The organism is Bradyrhizobium sp. Ec3.3 (assembly GCF_000472925.1).
Classification (GTDB): Bacteria; Pseudomonadota; Alphaproteobacteria; order Rhizobiales; family Xanthobacteraceae; genus Bradyrhizobium.
The window spans coordinates 33,926-48,503 of sequence record NZ_AXAS01000066.1 but is presented as its reverse complement, the minus strand read 5'-3'; the positions used below and the strand labels follow the sequence as shown (position 1 = coordinate 48,503).

Here is a 14,578-nt window from a genome sequence, read left to right as displayed (position 1 = left end):
CTCTCGGTGGCGCATCGAACTGGGGCGATCGAGACCAAAGATCTCGAGCGGGTCGTTGTGGACACCACCGTCCAGGAGAAGGCGATCGCGCATCCGAGCGATGCGCGGCTTATGCACCGGGCGATCGAGAAGCTGGTCGATTTGGCNAANCNCGAGAGNGTCGAACTGCGCCAGAGCTATCTGCGCGTGGCCAAGCGCGCCGCCATCATGGTGGGGCGGTACACGCATGCCCACCAGTTCAAGCGTGCCCGACGAGAGCTCAAATTCCTGCGCACCCGGCTTGGCCGCATCATCCGTGACATCAGACGCAAGATCGAGGGCGACCCTGCGCTTGAGGATCGCTTTGGTCCGCTGCTCGATCTCGCCNACCGGGTTCGCCATCAAGAGCAGCGTCAGCGCGGTCCCAAGGTCTACTCGTTGCACGCCCCCGAGGTGGAGTGCATCGGCAAAGGCAAGGCCCGGGCACCTTACGAGTTTGGTTGCAAAGTCTCNNTTGCCACGCCTGCCACCGCGCCCAAAGGCGGGCAGTTTGTGCTNCATGCCAAGGCCCTGCACGGCAATCCCTATGACGGCCACACGCTCGGTCCCGTCATCGCCGACCTCGAAAAGCTCACAGGTGTTGCAGCGCGCCGCATCCACGGCGACAAGGGCTACCGCGGCCACAACTATCCCGACCGGTTCAAGGTNTGGATCAGCGGCCAGGTTCGCCGTGTCACCAAAGCGATCCGTCGCGAGATGCGGCGTCGCGCCGCCGTCGAGCCTGTGATCGGCCATCTCAAGGACGACCACCGGATGCGCCGTAACCATCTCAAGGGCCGCGACGGCGACCGCATCAACGCCGTGCTCGCCGCCGCCGGCTACAACTTCAGCCTGCTCCGCCGCTGGCTCGCGGAACTTTTACGCGGCCTGTTATGGATACTCTGTCGCCACCTATCGCAACCACACCTTGCGTAAAACGGTGCTCAGAAACGTTCTTCACAAACGACCCCTTAGACTTGCCCGCCCGTTTGAGGACCGCAGCGATCGTGCTGTCGGGCAGCTGGCGTGCTGATCTTTACTGCTTCATGATGGCCACTCTGTTAGTGGATCACAAACTCGATCGCCTCGTCGCCGACGCGTACAATGATCTCGTGGACCAGGCAGTGTCTAAGGATTCCCCTTTGAGTTTTGGGAGGCGGCCTCGGGTGTGATGGATCGTTTGGTGTTGAGCGACGCGGCCTGGGAGCGAATGGTGCCGTTGATCATCGGTCGGCCTGACCAGAAGGGCTGGATCGGGCGAGACAACCGGATGTTCGTGGAAGGTGTGCTTTGGATCGTGCGCACGGGCTCTCCCTGGCGTGATCTTCCGGAGGTGTTCGGGGAATGGAAAAAGCGTGTTCCGGCGCTCCAGCCGATGGAGCAATGTTTGATGGCGGATCTTCGAGGCGATGTCCGATGACCCAGACTTCGAATATCTGATCGTCGATTCCACCATCGTCCGGGCGCATCAGCACGCCGCCGGGGCGAAAAAAGGGGTCTGAAGATCAGGCGCTTGGCCGCTCGCGCGGCGGTCTGAGCACCAAGATACATAAGGCCGTTCGCGGCCTGGGGTGTCCTGTCCGCTTCACGCTCACCGCAGGCCAGAGGGGGGATGCACCGCAAGCCGCCGCATTAATCGATGGATTGCCCGCCGAAGTCGTCATCGCCGATACAGCCTGTGACGCCGATCAATTTGCGCCAAGACATCGCCTCCAAAGAGGCGGTCGCCGTCATCCCCAAGAACCCATCACGCGCGCTCAAATATCCGCTCGTCAAAGATCTCTATCCCCAGCGCCATCTCGTGGAATGCTGCTTCTCCAAAAAATCGCCCGAACCTACCGCGCCATCGTCACTCTCGCTGCTATCGTGCTATGGCTGCGATAAGTGTCGACACGGCCTGTGTCAAATCCGCTTGCGGCGGCAGGCGTCCTCCCAGGACTGTTCCAAGCAGCGGAGGCAGTCGAAGGCCTCGACTAGAGGACTCTACAATGACCTGGCGGCCGCGTAGCGCGCGCTGCGGGAAGACATTTGCCGTTGCTTGCTCTTTGGGGAGATACAACGCATCCCATCTGCAGATTCAAACGGGGCTGCGTCACGTCATCGACGCAGTTCCAACGCTACTCATTGAAGTGGGTGAAATCGGCTCCGCTGAAACGGGCATCGCCACTTGCATTCTTCGGCGAATTCGCCCAATAAACCTTGTCGGCCGCAGCCAACCAAGATACGTTCATGTCGCGTTCAGATCGGGTTTCGAGAGTTGCACGATCACGCATTGCTAAAAATGCCCCGCAGGTAGAGCGTGGCTGCCGGCCAGGTCGACAAGGACATCCAGGTCGAAAACGTCGAGGCGGCGTCATCCTTTCGGCTTGGACAGTTGACTTCCCCACGCCATTGAGCTGATCACTTGCCAAGATGAACTTGCGGCGTGATGGTGCATCATTCGATGCGTTTTTGATCATTCGGGACGCGCGTGACGAGCCCTGCGTCCAATGCGATTCGAGCCGAGGACTCAAGCCGAGCAAAGGGAATATCGGCGCGGATTGCCATTTTCAGCAGGCTATGGTTCCCGTCGGCGAGATTGAGAAACCACAACAGATCCATCTGCGTGGCGCCGCCCACCTCTCGCTCTCCCGCAATCGCTCTGTAGAGACCGCGCCTTCCGAGCTGGGGCTCGCCTCGACCCTCGACGCGCTGATATGTGCAGTTCGCATCGAGCAAGTCTAGGAGCGTCTCTATCACCGAGTAAGACTGATCGAGGGCCTCTGCCTTCACGAAATCCAGGTTGTCTGCTGACGTATGGTATTCAGGGAACGTACCATGTACGCTGCGCATAAGGCAGCCTACCGGCAGATTAAAACCCGGCGAGCAAAACTGCCGCTCATCATATCCATAGGGATTGAACGGCATTATCTCGTGGCTGAAGCCAGAATGCCTCAGGACATGTGCTATGGCCTGATCGATCGCGGCACTCTTGCGGCTCCGCTTGTAGTGAAATCGCCCGCTATCACCCAAACATGTCAGCACGAGGCCATGTTTGACGTTAACTAATACCGGTTCATTGCGGGCGAGCCAGATGATGGCCCCGATCGTCGCCGGAAGAAACAGAAATCGATATCCTAGCCGCCGTTTTTGCCGCGCCTGCCGCACGGCCAGAGCAGTCATAAGCGCGATTCCCGAAAGATTGTCATTTGCGAGGCTGGGATGACAAACATGGCAGCTGAGCAAAACCTCGTCCCCTGCTTCGCCTGGAACGAAAAACTCGCCAAAAGTTAATGAACCAGGCGACAGATCGCTGTCGATTTCGACATGATAGACCTCATCGTTCATGCTCTGCCAAAGGTTATGAGGCAAGCAGAAGCCCCAATCGTCGGCGTAATAGCCAGTCCTGTACGGAATAAGGTCCGGCTGATCAGGCAAGGTGTGGATGTGCCGTTCTAGTTCGGCACGAGTGAATACTCCCCGCACCGGCTTGCTGTACGCCAGTACGTGAAGATTGCTGCTGGCGAAGTCGACCAGAACTCTGCCGTCCAATGTGGTGATTGATCCGCCGCGAATGTTCCATTCCATCGGCACATGCCAGTCCAAAACAGCAGTCCCACTTTTGATTTCATTGATCTCAAGACCAATGTGGCGCGCGACTATGCCGAGTGTCTTGCGAACTCCTGAGCCAGTCAGACTACGGTTAATCGGAAACAGTTCGGCGACGAGATCATAAAGATCGATCGCGGGTTTCCTCTCTGTTTCTTTCACGTCGAATTTCACTGCCATCTCTAGCCCAGTCCTCAGAGCCTGCCGTCTGCGAGCAACAGCCAAGCCTCATCCTTGGGCGATAACATAGTCACCGGCTCGGTCCATGTAATCACCAGAGTCTCTACCAATTCTTGGAGGAGATTGTGGGGCTCAGGTAAGTTAGAACTTTCTCTAGGCTGGGTTCCATTCAAACGTGCTTCCTCTATTAGGTGGCAGAAAGGGGCCTATGCCAAGAGATAACCACCTCGCCAACGGAAGGAGGTTGTCAGTGTTGGATCGGATTTTGCCGGGTCTATCCGCCGCAACCATAACAATCGCTTTCATTTGGCTGGTATACTTCGGGAGATACGGTCTAGATCTCGGGGACGACGGTTGCTGGCTCAACAACCCATTCGCCTACGGTATCAATATTCCACCGCTCCTTTTAGGTTTCATCTGTCACTGGCCATATCAGTGGGCGGATGGCGGCATCGCAGTGCTTGGCATAGCGAACGTCCCGCTCACTATAGCGCTGGGCTGGAGTTTCAGCTTCCTTGTGATCCGGCGGCTCTGGACGGGGTGCTGGGCGCATACGACGATGCTTTCGGCAGGAATCGCTAGCCGGGCGTTAGTTGCCTTTCAAACCGTGATACTGCCGAGCCACAACTACTACAAACTAAGGATCCAATCGGCCTTTACGGTGAAGATCGGGTTACTGTTAGCCGACTCGCAAGGGCTCGTGCGCCAGACCTTCAAAGTTGTACGGTCCGCCACGTTGGCGAAGCAATCCTGACATGAAGCAAGGCGACAACGCGCGCATTGCCAGAAATGGAGCCAATGGTGAAAGCTGTGATCCTTGCGGGTGGTCTCGGAACGCGACTCTCCGAGGAGACCCACCTTCGGCCCAAGCCCATGGTCGAGATCGGCGGCAAGCCGATTCTGTGGCACATCCTCAAAATCTACTCTCACTATGGCATCAACGATTTCGTTATCTGCTGCGGCTACAAGGGCTACCTGATCAAGGAATACATTGCCAACTATACCCTGCACATGTCGGATGTCACCCTCGACATGACAAATAATCGCTTGGAGGTTCATCAGCACCGCGCCGAACCTTGGAAGGTGACGCTGGTCGATACGGGCGAGAAGACCATGACAGGTGGTCGGCTCAAGCGAGTTGGCAAATACCTAACCGATAATGAGGCCTTCTGTTTCACGTATGGCGACGGTGTGGGAGACATAGACTTAGCCGCTTTGATCGCTTTCCACCACCGGCAGGGTACGCTTGCCACTCTGACCGCTACCTATGCCCCTGGCCGTTTCGGCGCTCTCGAATTTGGCGCAGATCAGCGCGTCGCCAGTTTCACGGAAAAACCTCGGGGGGATCGAGGGATGATCAATGGCGGCTTCTTCGTGCTCTCGCCGAAAGTGATTGATCTACTAGTAGATGACTCCACTGTTTGGGAGCGCGAACCGCTCGCGGCCTTGGCTGAGCAACAACAGCTTTCGGCCTACCAGCACCACGGCTTCTGGCAGCCCATGGATACTCTGCGCGACAAGACGTTCCTCGAAGCGCTCTGGGCTGATGGCAGCGCTCCTTGGAAGGTGTGGGACAAATGAGCGCGTTCTTAGGCAAGTGGTGGCACACGGGCTTCAAGGGCTCGCGGCTCGCGGTCAGTATACAATATCTCGGCGCCGGGGGCACCGGCTACATGCTGGCGCCACCATCACCAACATCCAGCCTCTTTGAAATCGTCTTCGTCGGGGCCGAGCCGATTCTGGTCGACGTCAGAAATTACCATCCTTCGGTCGGCGAGCTTCGGCAAGTGGGGCACGATTTTGCGATCCTCGCCACCGGCGCCATCGTGGCGCATCGTCCTTTTTGCTCCTGGTCAAATCTTAGCGTGCCTTTTGTCAGCGGATACGATCCTGCTCAGTTGCGGGAGATTGCCGAGGCGCACGACCTGCTGGTCACATTTGAACCGTCATGGCGCAAATCTCGCCCGTCCTCTTTGTCTCGACGTTCGTCGCGCGGGAGCGCAAACGCACATGACTAAGACCATCAGCATTGTCACGCCTGTGTTTAACGAACAGGACAATGTCGTTGAACTATGCAGCCGTATCGCAACAGTAATGGCTGGCACCGCCTATGACTACGAACATATCCTCGTCGACAACGCATCCGTTGACCGAACTTTGGAAATCTTGCGTGGCATTGCAGCGAACGATGTCCGGGTTCGGGTCATCGTAAATACCCGAAACTTCGGTTATATCCGCTCATCGTTTCATGCCGTATTGCAGGCTCGGGGCGACGCCGTGGTGCTGATCGCTGCTGATCTGCAGGATCCGCCTGAAATGATTCTTCAGTTCATCGCTAAGTGGGAAGAGGGGTACAAGACCATCATGGCCGTTAAGCCGACGAGTGAGGAATCGCCCGTCATATTCCACCTGCGCAGGCTCTATTATCGGATGATCTCGCGTATTTCTGATGCTCCTTTGATACAGAACGCGACGGGCGCGGGTCTCTACGATCGCATTATCATTGATGTGCTGCGCAAGCTCGACGAGCCCTATCCCTTTTTTCGTGGGCTCGTCTGCGAAATCGGCTATAAGATTGCTACCGTTCCGTTCCATCAACCTAGACGCAATCGAGGATTTAGCAGTCAGAACTTCTATTCACTCTATGACATGGCGATGTTGGGTGTGACCAAGCATTCCAAAGCGCCGTTTCGTCTGATGACTATCCTCGGCTCTCTGATATCGATCGTCAGTTTGGCTATGTCTCTCGGCTATTTTGGCGCCAAGCTTTTATTCCGGAACTCGTTCGAACTCGGCCTCGCCCCAATTCTCGGTGGCATTTCTTTCTCGTGCGGAATTCAAATGCTTTTCTTGGGCCTAATTGGAGAATATGTTGGATCAATACAAACGCACGTGAGAAACATGCCTCATGTTATTGAAGCCGAGCGGATAAATTTTAAGTCGGATTAGCTCGTCGTCCGTTAAGAAGCCGAATCGAGCGGGTGTAGAGTGACGATTGCGCGCCATAACGGGGTGAGGAAGAGGCACAAGAGTTCTCTGAGCCAGGCGAGGATGCGGCGGAAGTTGTGGCCGACGGCTGAGAGGATGACGTTGGCGGCGTCTCCTACGCGGCCTTTGAGGTGGCAGCGGCCGAGGTGACCTTCGGTCTTCATGTGCCCGATGATGGGCTCGATGGCGGAGCGGCGGCGCAGCTCGCGCTTGATGATGCCGAAGACGCCGCGCTTCTGGCCGGAGATGAAGACGCGCCGTGGGTTTTGTGCGTCGTGGCCGCGGTATCCCTTGTCGACATAGGCCCGCTCGATCGGACAGCCGGTGAGTGTCTCGGTGCAGTCAATGACGTCCCGCAGGGTATGACCGTCGTAGGGATTATCGGGCAGCGAGCGGGCGTGCAGCACGAACAGGCCGCCGGGAGCACGGCGGTTGTTGGTGACGATGGAGGCCTTCACGCCGAACTCGTAAGGGGCGGCGGCCTTGATGCACTCCACCTCCGGGGCATGGAAGGAGTAAAGCTTCCAGCCGCGCTGGCGCTGCTGCTGCGAGCGGATCTGCGCGGCCCGGCCGAGCGGAAGGGCGAACGCCTCCTCCAGCGCCGGCTGGCTCTCGATCTTGCGGCGAATGTCGCGAATGATCCGGCCCAGCCGGCTGCGCAGGATGCGCAACTGCCGCTGATGCCGCCTGAACTGTTTGGCGTGGGCGTATCGTCCCGCCATCATCGCGGCGGCCTTGGCCACACGAGAATAGGATTGCCGCAGCCTTACGCCGTGCCTCCTCGCCAGGCGATTGAGCCCCTTGATGGCCGCATGCAACAGCTTGGCATCGGTCGAAAAGGTGATGGCCTTCGGCTGCACCGTGGTGTCGACAGTGACGCGCTTGAGGTCCTGGCTGCGTAACGCGCCGGCTTCGTGCGCCACCCGCAGGCTCTCTGCCAGCAGCAACTCCAGCTTGTCGCCGAGCCGCTTGCGCCAATGGCTGAGGTCCGAGGGTTCGTGCGGAAAGGCGTGCTGGAAGAACTCTTCGCCGGTGAAGAACTGNGACCACCGGATGCGCCGTAACCATCTCAAGGGCCGCGACGGCGACCGCATCAACGCCGTGCTCGCCGCCGCCGGCTACAACTTCAGCCTGCTCCGACGCTGGCTCGCGAAACTTTTACGCGGCCTGTTATCGATACTCTGTCGCCACCTATCGCAACCACACCTTGCGTAAAACGGTGCTCAGAAACGTTCTTCACAAACGACTCAATAGGTTAGATGGCGGCGTGTGCACCGGGAAATCAAGGAAAATCTATCGAGGGCAAGCATGGGCTGGTCTCTCTCCGTCAGCGCTGCGAACTATGTACGACAGTCGCTTTCAAAGCCGTCGCGCGACACCTTAGTGAGACGATCGGCACGCGGTCGAGCACCGTGGGGGATCAGCCGCTCTTGATTCGAGCAACCCCATAGGACGGAAGTTCAAAGCTTCCCACCCTGCGGACGAAGGTGCGGCCGCTCTCGAGCCAGGCAGGATTGCGCGCGGCCGCTTCAAAGCTTCCCGGGGCGAGAACATCCACCCTAGCAGGGCCATCGAAGCCCTTGATCTTCACGTGCTGAGTTTCGCTCGAAAGGTTGGCAAGCCAAAGCACTTGGCCGGCCTTGTTGCGATGGGCAAGAGCGGCAAGCTTTAGAGGTGCAGACGAATCCGTATCGATGCGCCTTGCGCCGCTCGCACCGGCAAGACCTGCAATCACATGATAGATCGGGAGCAGTCTGGCGTTACCACCGTCGAACCACGGTTGGGCATGGGCCAATTTGCGATAGATCATCCCTTGCGCGCCAGTGGCAGAGCCGAGGGCCACGGCGTCGACACCGGCTCTCGCGGCCGCCGACAGATAGCCGAGGCTCCATGCGGCGGCAAAGAGTCCGCGCTGGCGCGGATCAATATCGGAGAGACAGATCCGCCTGTTGTCCGGGTTTGGCGCGACCGCTGCGCCATAGGGGTTGTCACGACATGGAATACTGGTCGGGCCAATGTGATAGGACACTTTGCCGATAATGGCGCGTGCTGAAGCGAAGATCCACGGAAGAGTCTCAAGAGTCTCCATGACCGAGATGTCGTCTGGGGCATGGACAATGGGACAGCCGGTATGTGTGATGAAGTCAAACACGCCCTGGGGGACGGGTTTGCGGTTCAATTCGGTGAAATAGGAGAGCATTCCACCGCCAAGCGTGGCATCGGGGAAGGAGGCTCGCGCCGCCGTCGCCATTTCCTCGTAGGTGGGACCCCAGGGCCTCGTTGTATTGGGCTGAAACGATTTGAGATCGTGCATCTGGGTGACAACAACGGACGCAGGTGTGAGCCCCGCGGCATTCGCTGCGCTCGCGATCGCAGCCACTTCCTTATCGGCCGGCTCCCTGGCCGGAAGAATGATCTCGAGTGTGACCGGAGCTCCCGTTTGCCTTGACAGATCGCGGTAGCAGGCAGCAGCTTCTTCCTGTCCTCGCTCGCGTCCATCGATCTGGCAAACGAGCGACTGAGGCTTCGCCGCGGCGATCAGGTCCACGGCCTCGAGCGCCGCCGCGGCTTCCCCCATCGGCACGCCGAGGCCGATTTGCGGAATACGGCCTTTCGTGCCTGCAAGAGTTATCGTCGTATCGGCAGCGGAGGTCCTCGGCCTCGATTTCGGCGGTTTGCCTGAGATGGTGAGGGTGATTGACTGGCTGAAGCTCTTGCCTTTCTCCAGCGTGTACGGCCAGGGATCGAGCAGGGAGCATACATAGGTCTTGTAGGAGGCATCCATCCAGTTTCGATGGTCCTCCATCTCGAATTTGTTTCCCTCCATCAGAACGGTGACGGCAACGCCGGACAGCGGCTCGTGCTTGAGCGAGCGGATTTCGAAGATGGGCTGACCGGGGCTGATGAGCTTCGGGAATTTGCGCCGCTCTTTCTTTCCATTCGTGTGGATGACCTCAACCGGGCGCCCCACCGTTCCCGCGAGCGGATGCAGCACCACAAACCCTGTGCGATTGGTGAGGAAGTCAGAAAGGGGCGTTCCTTCGGCCGAGAACGTCAGTGTGCCATTGCTGTTTGCGTCGATCTTGGCGGAATACCGGATCGCCTGATCTTGGTCCTTGCAAATGGCTTGATAGGCGATGGCAAACCCATCCTTGTTCTGGCGGATTTTCAGGTCTTCGATTGCCGGAGCATAGGTCCCCCAGTCCTTGTCGCGCGCGATATAAGAAATTCCTCGCAAGATCTCTTCACCGTAATAGCGGATGTAGCGTAAGGCGCCGTTGTCGAAGACAGCCGAGATGGGACCTGCGGTCAATTCGCGACGTTTGCCTTCGAGAGCTTCGGTTCCGAAGAGCTTGATTGCGCGGCTCGGCTTCCTCTGGGCCATGGCGGCTCCCTCAAATGACCTTGTCAGTTTGTGGATCGATCAGAACGGCGCGGTTCATATCGATGTCGATACGAACCTGTTCGCCCGGCGCTGTGACCTCGTGAGCCGCGAATTCCGCGGTGATGCTGATTCCCCCGAGCGGCATGCTAACCTGCACCCGCGAGCCCGTCGGTTGGACGAGCTCTATAGTCGACGGCAACTGCACGTGACCTGGCGCAGCGCTCGCGCTGGCTTTGGCAATGTGCTGGGGCCTGAGTCCCAAGATTATGGCTTGACCGTTTGGCGCCTTGCGCCCGGTAGGCAGGGTCAGCTTGGTTCCGTCGCGAAGGGTTACCTCTCCGGCCTCGACGGTGGCGGGAAGGAAGTTCATCTTCGGGCTGCCGAGGAATCCGGCCACGAAGCGCGTTGCCGGCCGCTCGAACAAATCGAGCGGCGTGCCGAGCTGTTCAATCCTGCCGTCGCGCAGCAGAGCGATGCGGTCAGCGAGCGTCATCGCCTCGATCTGGTCGTGAGTCACGTAGATGATGGTGCGGCCGAGCTCCTGATGGAGCCGCTTGATTTCAACCCGCATGTCGTCGCGAAGCTGGGCATCGAGATTGCTCAGCGGTTCATCGAATAAAAAGAGCAGCGCGTCGCGCACGATCGCGCGGCCGATCGCGACGCGCTGGCGTTGACCGCCAGAAAGCTCACGCGGAAAGCGCTGAAGAAGTTGCGCAATGCCGAGCATGTCGGCGGCGCGCTTCACACGCTTGTCGATCTGGGCGGACGCAACTTTCCTCGCCCGCAAGCCAAATGCAATGTTTTCATAGACGTTGAGATAGGGATAGAGCGCGTAATTCTGGAACACCATCGCGATGTCGCGATCGCGCGGGCGTGCCCACGTGACGTTCTGTCCGCCGATTTCGACTGTGCCGGCGCTCGCCTCCTCGAGTCCTGCGATGGTACGAAGCAGGGTTGATTTTCCGCATCCCGATGGGCCTACCAGGACCGTGAATTCGCCCGAGGGTACCTCAAGATCGATTCCCTTGACGGCGTGGTATGTGCCGTAGTGCTTGTGGAGTCCGGTAATCTTCAGATCCGACACGAGTTAACCCTTGACTGCGCCCATGGATATGCCGCGGACGAGATAGCGCTGCAGCGTTGCGACGGTGATGAATACAGGAATGGTCCCAAGCACCGACATCGCGGCGATCTTGGACCAGAAATTCGACTGGCCTCCAAAGTAATGCGTGACCTGGACCGTGTAGGTCGTGACCTCGGTGCGGGTGAGCACCAGTGCAAACAGAAAGTCGTTCCAGGAAAAGACGAAGGTGAAGACCGCGGTGGCGAACAGTCCGGAGCGCGCCATCGGGAATACCACCTTCCACAGGACCTCCCAACGATTGCAGCCGTCGATGAGGGCGCTCTCTTCGAGCTCTAGCGGAATCTCCTCGATATAACCCCGCATCATCCAGATCACATAGGGCAGGCTGAAGGCCGTATAGAGGATGATGAGCCCGATGTAGGTATCGACCCAGCCGAGCCAGACATAGAAGAGGAAGATCGGAAATGCGATGGCCACGGGAGGCATCATGCGCTGCGATATAATCCAAACGCCGAGGTTTTCGCCGCCCGTCTTGAAGCGCGCCAGTGAGTAGGCGGCGATGGTGCCGAAGATCATGGCGAAGAAGGTTGATACCGAAGAGAGTACCAGGCTGTTGCCGACCGTTTTGGCATCGCCATCCTTGAACAGCACCGCATAATTGTTGAACTGGATGCTCTTCGGATACCACACCGGTGGAAAAGCGAAGATCTCGCCTGGGGTCTTGAACGAAATGGCAAACAGCCAGTAGATCGGAAAGACAAATATAACGACGAGGAACGCCGCCATGAGATAGCGCAAGACGAGCTTCGTCTCCTTGCGGCGATGAAACGGTGCGCCTTTCATTTTGCCAGCCCCATGCGCCGAATAGCCCAGGTCACGATGACGGTGAGAAGCGCGATGACAAGGAAGGCGATCGCCGCCGTATAGCTCGACTCGAACTGCTTGAATCCCTGGACATAGGTGTAGACGGAAATGGTCTCGGTCATCGTGCCGGGACCGCCCGCCGTGAGCGCCCAGATGATGTCGAAGATGCGGAAGAGGTCGAGGCCACGGATCAGAATGGCGATCGACATCACCGGAAAGATTGCGGGGAGGACAACATAGCGGAAGCTGCGCCAGAAGCGCGCTCCGTCGATCTCAGCGGCTTCGGTTAATGAGCGGTCGACATTGGAAAGGGCGGCGAGCAAGATCAGGAACATGAACGGTGTCCACTGCCAGATCTCGCAGAAGATGATGGCGGGATAGACGAGTCCGGGATTGACTGTCCACAGGGCCGGCACAGGGTGGCCAGCGAACCAGCCAATGATCTGGTTGATCGGACCATAGCGGTTATCGAACAGGAGCCGCCATGTGGCGCCGGCGACGATCGGTGAGATGATTGTCGGCAGCACCAGCAGCGAAACCAGAAGCTGTCGTCCGGGCATACGGTCGAGGAACAGGTAGGCCATGGCGAGGCCGAGAAGCAGCTCGATGGGCAGGGCTATGACCATGATAAGCAGTGTGTGGAGGAGCGACTGCCATAGTCTCGCGTCATGAAAGAGCTGGACGTAATTCACCAATCCGGCAAAGGATGTGTCAGTCTCCAGCATGGTGACGCGCATGAAGCTCACCACCAGCGAGAAGATCAGTGGGAACAGGCCGACCAGCAAGAGCAGGAAGACCGCCGGCAAGATCAGCCAGTATTTGAAGTTGCGGTCGGGATGGGCGATGGCGGCCATGGCTGAATTCGGGATACGTTCCGCTTTGGTCTCGTGCCGTCGTCGACAGTGGGCGGAGCCTCTCCCGCTGGAAAGCGGGAGAGGGGAGAGGGAGCGGCGTGCTTATGTTTTCGGATAGGCGCCGGACTCAGCGGCCCAGGCCGCATAGACCGGCTTCTGCTTGTCGACGCCGATCTTCTGCGTAATGTCGTTCCACTGGGCTGCTGCCGCATCGAGGATCGTCTTCGGATCGTCGCCCGCCCACAGCTTTGAAATCGCCTGGCGCAAGACCTCCTCATATTTGTCGGTTTGCAGAAGCGACAGATCGAGAAGACCCGTCTGCGAGGCCTGTTTCAAGGCTGCCAGATAGTCCTTGGCATTTGGCCACAGGGCGAGATAGCCAGGATCCGCATAGTGCGCGTCGCGGAACGGATCGCGGAGCGTATAGGGAAGCTGAACGCGCTGGCGGCTCACATCTTCGCTGTTGAGCCACTGGATGAACAGATAGGCAGCGTCCTTGTTTTTCGAGGTGGACGAAATCGACAAGGCAAAGCCTGCAGCGAGTTCGGGATGTCCTCCCGGCGGTAGGGCGTAACCCACCTTGCCTGCGATAGTTGTTTTCGGGACCCAGTTCAGTGCCTCCTGGTCCGTACCATAACCCTCGGCCCAGCGCCCATAGGGTGGCCAGGAGATGGTCATGGCCGATTGTCCCTGCAGGAAAGTCGCGAGGTTCTCCACAAAGCCGAACTGCTCCACGCCTGGCGGCATGAACTTGTTCTCGTTGCGCATGTCGGTGAAGACCTTGACGCCGACATCGGAGTTGATCGTGGCCTTCATGGTGTCAGCGTCGAAGAACTTGCCGCCCTCATTGCGGAAGCGTTCCTCGAACATGTACATCGCGTAAGGAGGCTGCCGGAAGAAGGAGGCGCCGTAGATGCCCTTGTCTTTTAGGATGGCCGTAAGACCAGCTCCGACGACATCGAAATCCGCCCATGTCTTCGGTACCGCGAGGTCCTTGCCGGTCTTCTCCTTGAAGGCCTTCTGTACGGCCGGATCCTCGAAGAGGTCGCGCCGATAGTACATCAGGAAAACGTCGCCATCGTCGGGGAAGCCGTAGATCTTGCCGCCCACTTTCATCTGGTTGTCGCGATAGGTCGGCGCAATCGTCTGTAGCTCGGGAGCGTAGCCGTATTTCTCGACATAGGGGTCGAGGACCTCGAGCGCGCCGGCCTGGGCAAGATCGGGCATCCAGGCAGGTATGACGTTGAGAGCGTCATAGGCGCCGGCTCCCGACTTGTAGTCCTGCATGATCTTGGTGAACATCTCGGCAGTCGCGACCTCGACGACCTTCACGTCCATCCCGGTCAGCTCTTTCCACTTCGGACCCGAGAAGTGAGTGGGATCGAGCGACTGCAGCCCTGCCTCCCAGACAATCGTGATCGTGCGCCCCTTGTATTGCTGCGCGGCCTTGACGGCGGTGTCGGCGGCTGACGCAGCCCACGCCGGCCTTCCCATTGTTGCGGCGAGGCCGGCGACCAGACCAATCTTTCCGAAATCACGTCTATTGATCATTATATCCTCCCGTTCCTTGAATGGCAGAGCCTTTCAAATGTCCCTCGCTCGTTAGCGGCGAGGAAT

General features: G+C 58.5%; 11 protein-coding genes and 3 pseudogenes. 7 read left to right on the top strand and 7 right to left on the bottom strand.

Annotated features, from left to right (window positions below; all coding sequences use genetic code 11):
* Together YUU_RS53255 and YUU_RS57310 are read left to right on the top strand one after the other, a co-directional pair.
* Positions 1-954: IS5 family transposase (locus YUU_RS53255; protein ID WP_035664599.1), on the top strand; the 954-nt coding region annotated here is incomplete at its 5' end.
* A 235-nt stretch (positions 955-1,189) separates the two neighbouring features.
* Positions 1,190-1,902, top strand: a pseudogene (locus YUU_RS57310) (IS5 family transposase).
* 552 nt (positions 1,903-2,454) lie between these two features.
* On the opposite strand, the gene YUU_RS53245 reads toward YUU_RS57310, so the two are convergent.
* Positions 2,455-3,786, bottom strand: coding sequence for a DUF4910 domain-containing protein (locus tag YUU_RS53245; RefSeq protein WP_051390133.1), 1,332 nt, complete (start codon positions 3,784-3,786; stop codon positions 2,455-2,457).
* A gap of 250 nt (positions 3,787-4,036) precedes the next feature.
* On the opposite strand from YUU_RS53245, the gene YUU_RS0138855 reads away from it, so the two are divergent.
* The 4 genes from YUU_RS0138855 to YUU_RS0138840 are packed head-to-tail and all read left to right on the top strand — an operon-like array spanning position 4,037 to position 6,735.
* Positions 4,037-4,540, top strand: coding sequence for a hypothetical protein (locus YUU_RS0138855; RefSeq protein WP_156944765.1), 504 nt, complete (start codon positions 4,037-4,039; stop codon positions 4,538-4,540).
* Between the two features lie 47 nt (positions 4,541-4,587).
* Positions 4,588-5,367 carry a glucose-1-phosphate cytidylyltransferase gene (rfbF, locus tag YUU_RS0138850; protein WP_027527131.1) on the top strand — a complete coding sequence of 260 codons (780 nt, stop codon included), beginning with the start codon at positions 4,588-4,590 and terminating at the stop codon, positions 5,365-5,367.
* The gene (locus tag YUU_RS59370; protein WP_156944764.1) at positions 5,364-5,804 is read left to right on the top strand and encodes a hypothetical protein; all 441 of its coding nucleotides are present in this window, start codon (positions 5,364-5,366) and stop codon (positions 5,802-5,804) included. The genes rfbF and YUU_RS59370 overlap by 4 nt, the downstream gene beginning before the upstream one ends.
* On the top strand, positions 5,797-6,735 hold the full coding sequence (locus YUU_RS0138840) for a glycosyltransferase family 2 protein (protein ID WP_027527130.1): 939 nt from the start codon (positions 5,797-5,799) through the stop codon (positions 6,733-6,735). The genes YUU_RS59370 and YUU_RS0138840 overlap by 8 nt, the downstream gene beginning before the upstream one ends.
* Positions 6,736-6,746: 11 nt before the next feature.
* On the opposite strand, the pseudogene YUU_RS53240 reads toward YUU_RS0138840, so the two are convergent.
* A pseudogene (locus YUU_RS53240) lies at positions 6,747-7,820 on the bottom strand (IS5 family transposase); the annotation flags it as partial.
* Here YUU_RS53240 and YUU_RS59365 point away from each other — a divergent pair.
* Positions 7,819-7,989, top strand: a pseudogene (locus tag YUU_RS59365) (IS5/IS1182 family transposase); the annotation flags it as partial. The pseudogenes YUU_RS53240 and YUU_RS59365 sit on opposite strands and share 2 nt — an antisense overlap.
* Before the next feature lie 205 nt (positions 7,990-8,194).
* On the opposite strand, the gene YUU_RS53230 reads toward YUU_RS59365, so the two are convergent.
* The 5 genes from YUU_RS53230 to YUU_RS0138805 form a co-directional block, all read right to left on the bottom strand.
* Positions 8,195-10,159, bottom strand: a complete 1,965-nt coding sequence (locus YUU_RS53230) for a hypothetical protein (RefSeq protein ID WP_051390132.1) — start codon at positions 10,157-10,159, stop codon at positions 8,195-8,197.
* A gap of 10 nt (positions 10,160-10,169) precedes the next feature.
* On the bottom strand, positions 10,170-11,243 hold the full coding sequence (locus YUU_RS0138820; protein ID WP_027527129.1) for an ABC transporter ATP-binding protein: 1,074 nt from the start codon (positions 11,241-11,243) through the stop codon (positions 10,170-10,172).
* Between the two features lie 3 nt (positions 11,244-11,246).
* Positions 11,247-12,086 carry a carbohydrate ABC transporter permease gene (locus tag YUU_RS0138815; protein ID WP_027527128.1) on the bottom strand — a complete coding sequence of 280 codons (840 nt, stop codon included), beginning with the start codon at positions 12,084-12,086 and terminating at the stop codon, positions 11,247-11,249.
* The gene (locus YUU_RS0138810) at positions 12,083-12,961 is read right to left on the bottom strand and encodes a carbohydrate ABC transporter permease (protein WP_035664580.1); all 879 of its coding nucleotides are present in this window, start codon (positions 12,959-12,961) and stop codon (positions 12,083-12,085) included. Before YUU_RS0138810 ends, YUU_RS0138815 begins: the two co-directional genes overlap by 4 nt.
* A 102-nt stretch (positions 12,962-13,063) precedes the next feature.
* Positions 13,064-14,512 carry an extracellular solute-binding protein gene (locus YUU_RS0138805; protein WP_027527126.1) on the bottom strand — a complete coding sequence of 483 codons (1,449 nt, stop codon included), beginning with the start codon at positions 14,510-14,512 and terminating at the stop codon, positions 13,064-13,066.
* Positions 14,513-14,578: the final 66 nt, after the last annotated feature.

Bases quoted from the DNA above. Each gene is read 5' to 3' on its own strand.
- YUU_RS59370 (WP_156944764.1), top strand. From the start codon at position 5,364: ATGAGCGCGTTCTTAGGCAAGTGGTGGCACACGGGCTTCAAGGGCTCG.
- YUU_RS53245 (WP_051390133.1), bottom strand. From the start codon at position 3,786: ATGGCAGTGAAATTCGACGTGAAAGAAACAGAGAGGAAACCCGCGATC.
- YUU_RS53230 (WP_051390132.1), bottom strand. From the start codon at position 10,159: ATGGCCCAGAGGAAGCCGAGCCGCGCAATCAAGCTCTTCGGAACCGAA.
- YUU_RS0138810 (WP_035664580.1), bottom strand. From the start codon at position 12,961: ATGGCCGCCATCGCCCATCCCGACCGCAACTTCAAATACTGGCTGATC.
- YUU_RS0138805 (WP_027527126.1), bottom strand. From the start codon at position 14,512: ATGATCAATAGACGTGATTTCGGAAAGATTGGTCTGGTCGCCGGCCTC.
- YUU_RS0138840 (WP_027527130.1), top strand. From the start codon at position 5,797: ATGACTAAGACCATCAGCATTGTCACGCCTGTGTTTAACGAACAGGAC.
- YUU_RS0138815 (WP_027527128.1), bottom strand. From the start codon at position 12,086: ATGAAAGGCGCACCGTTTCATCGCCGCAAGGAGACGAAGCTCGTCTTG.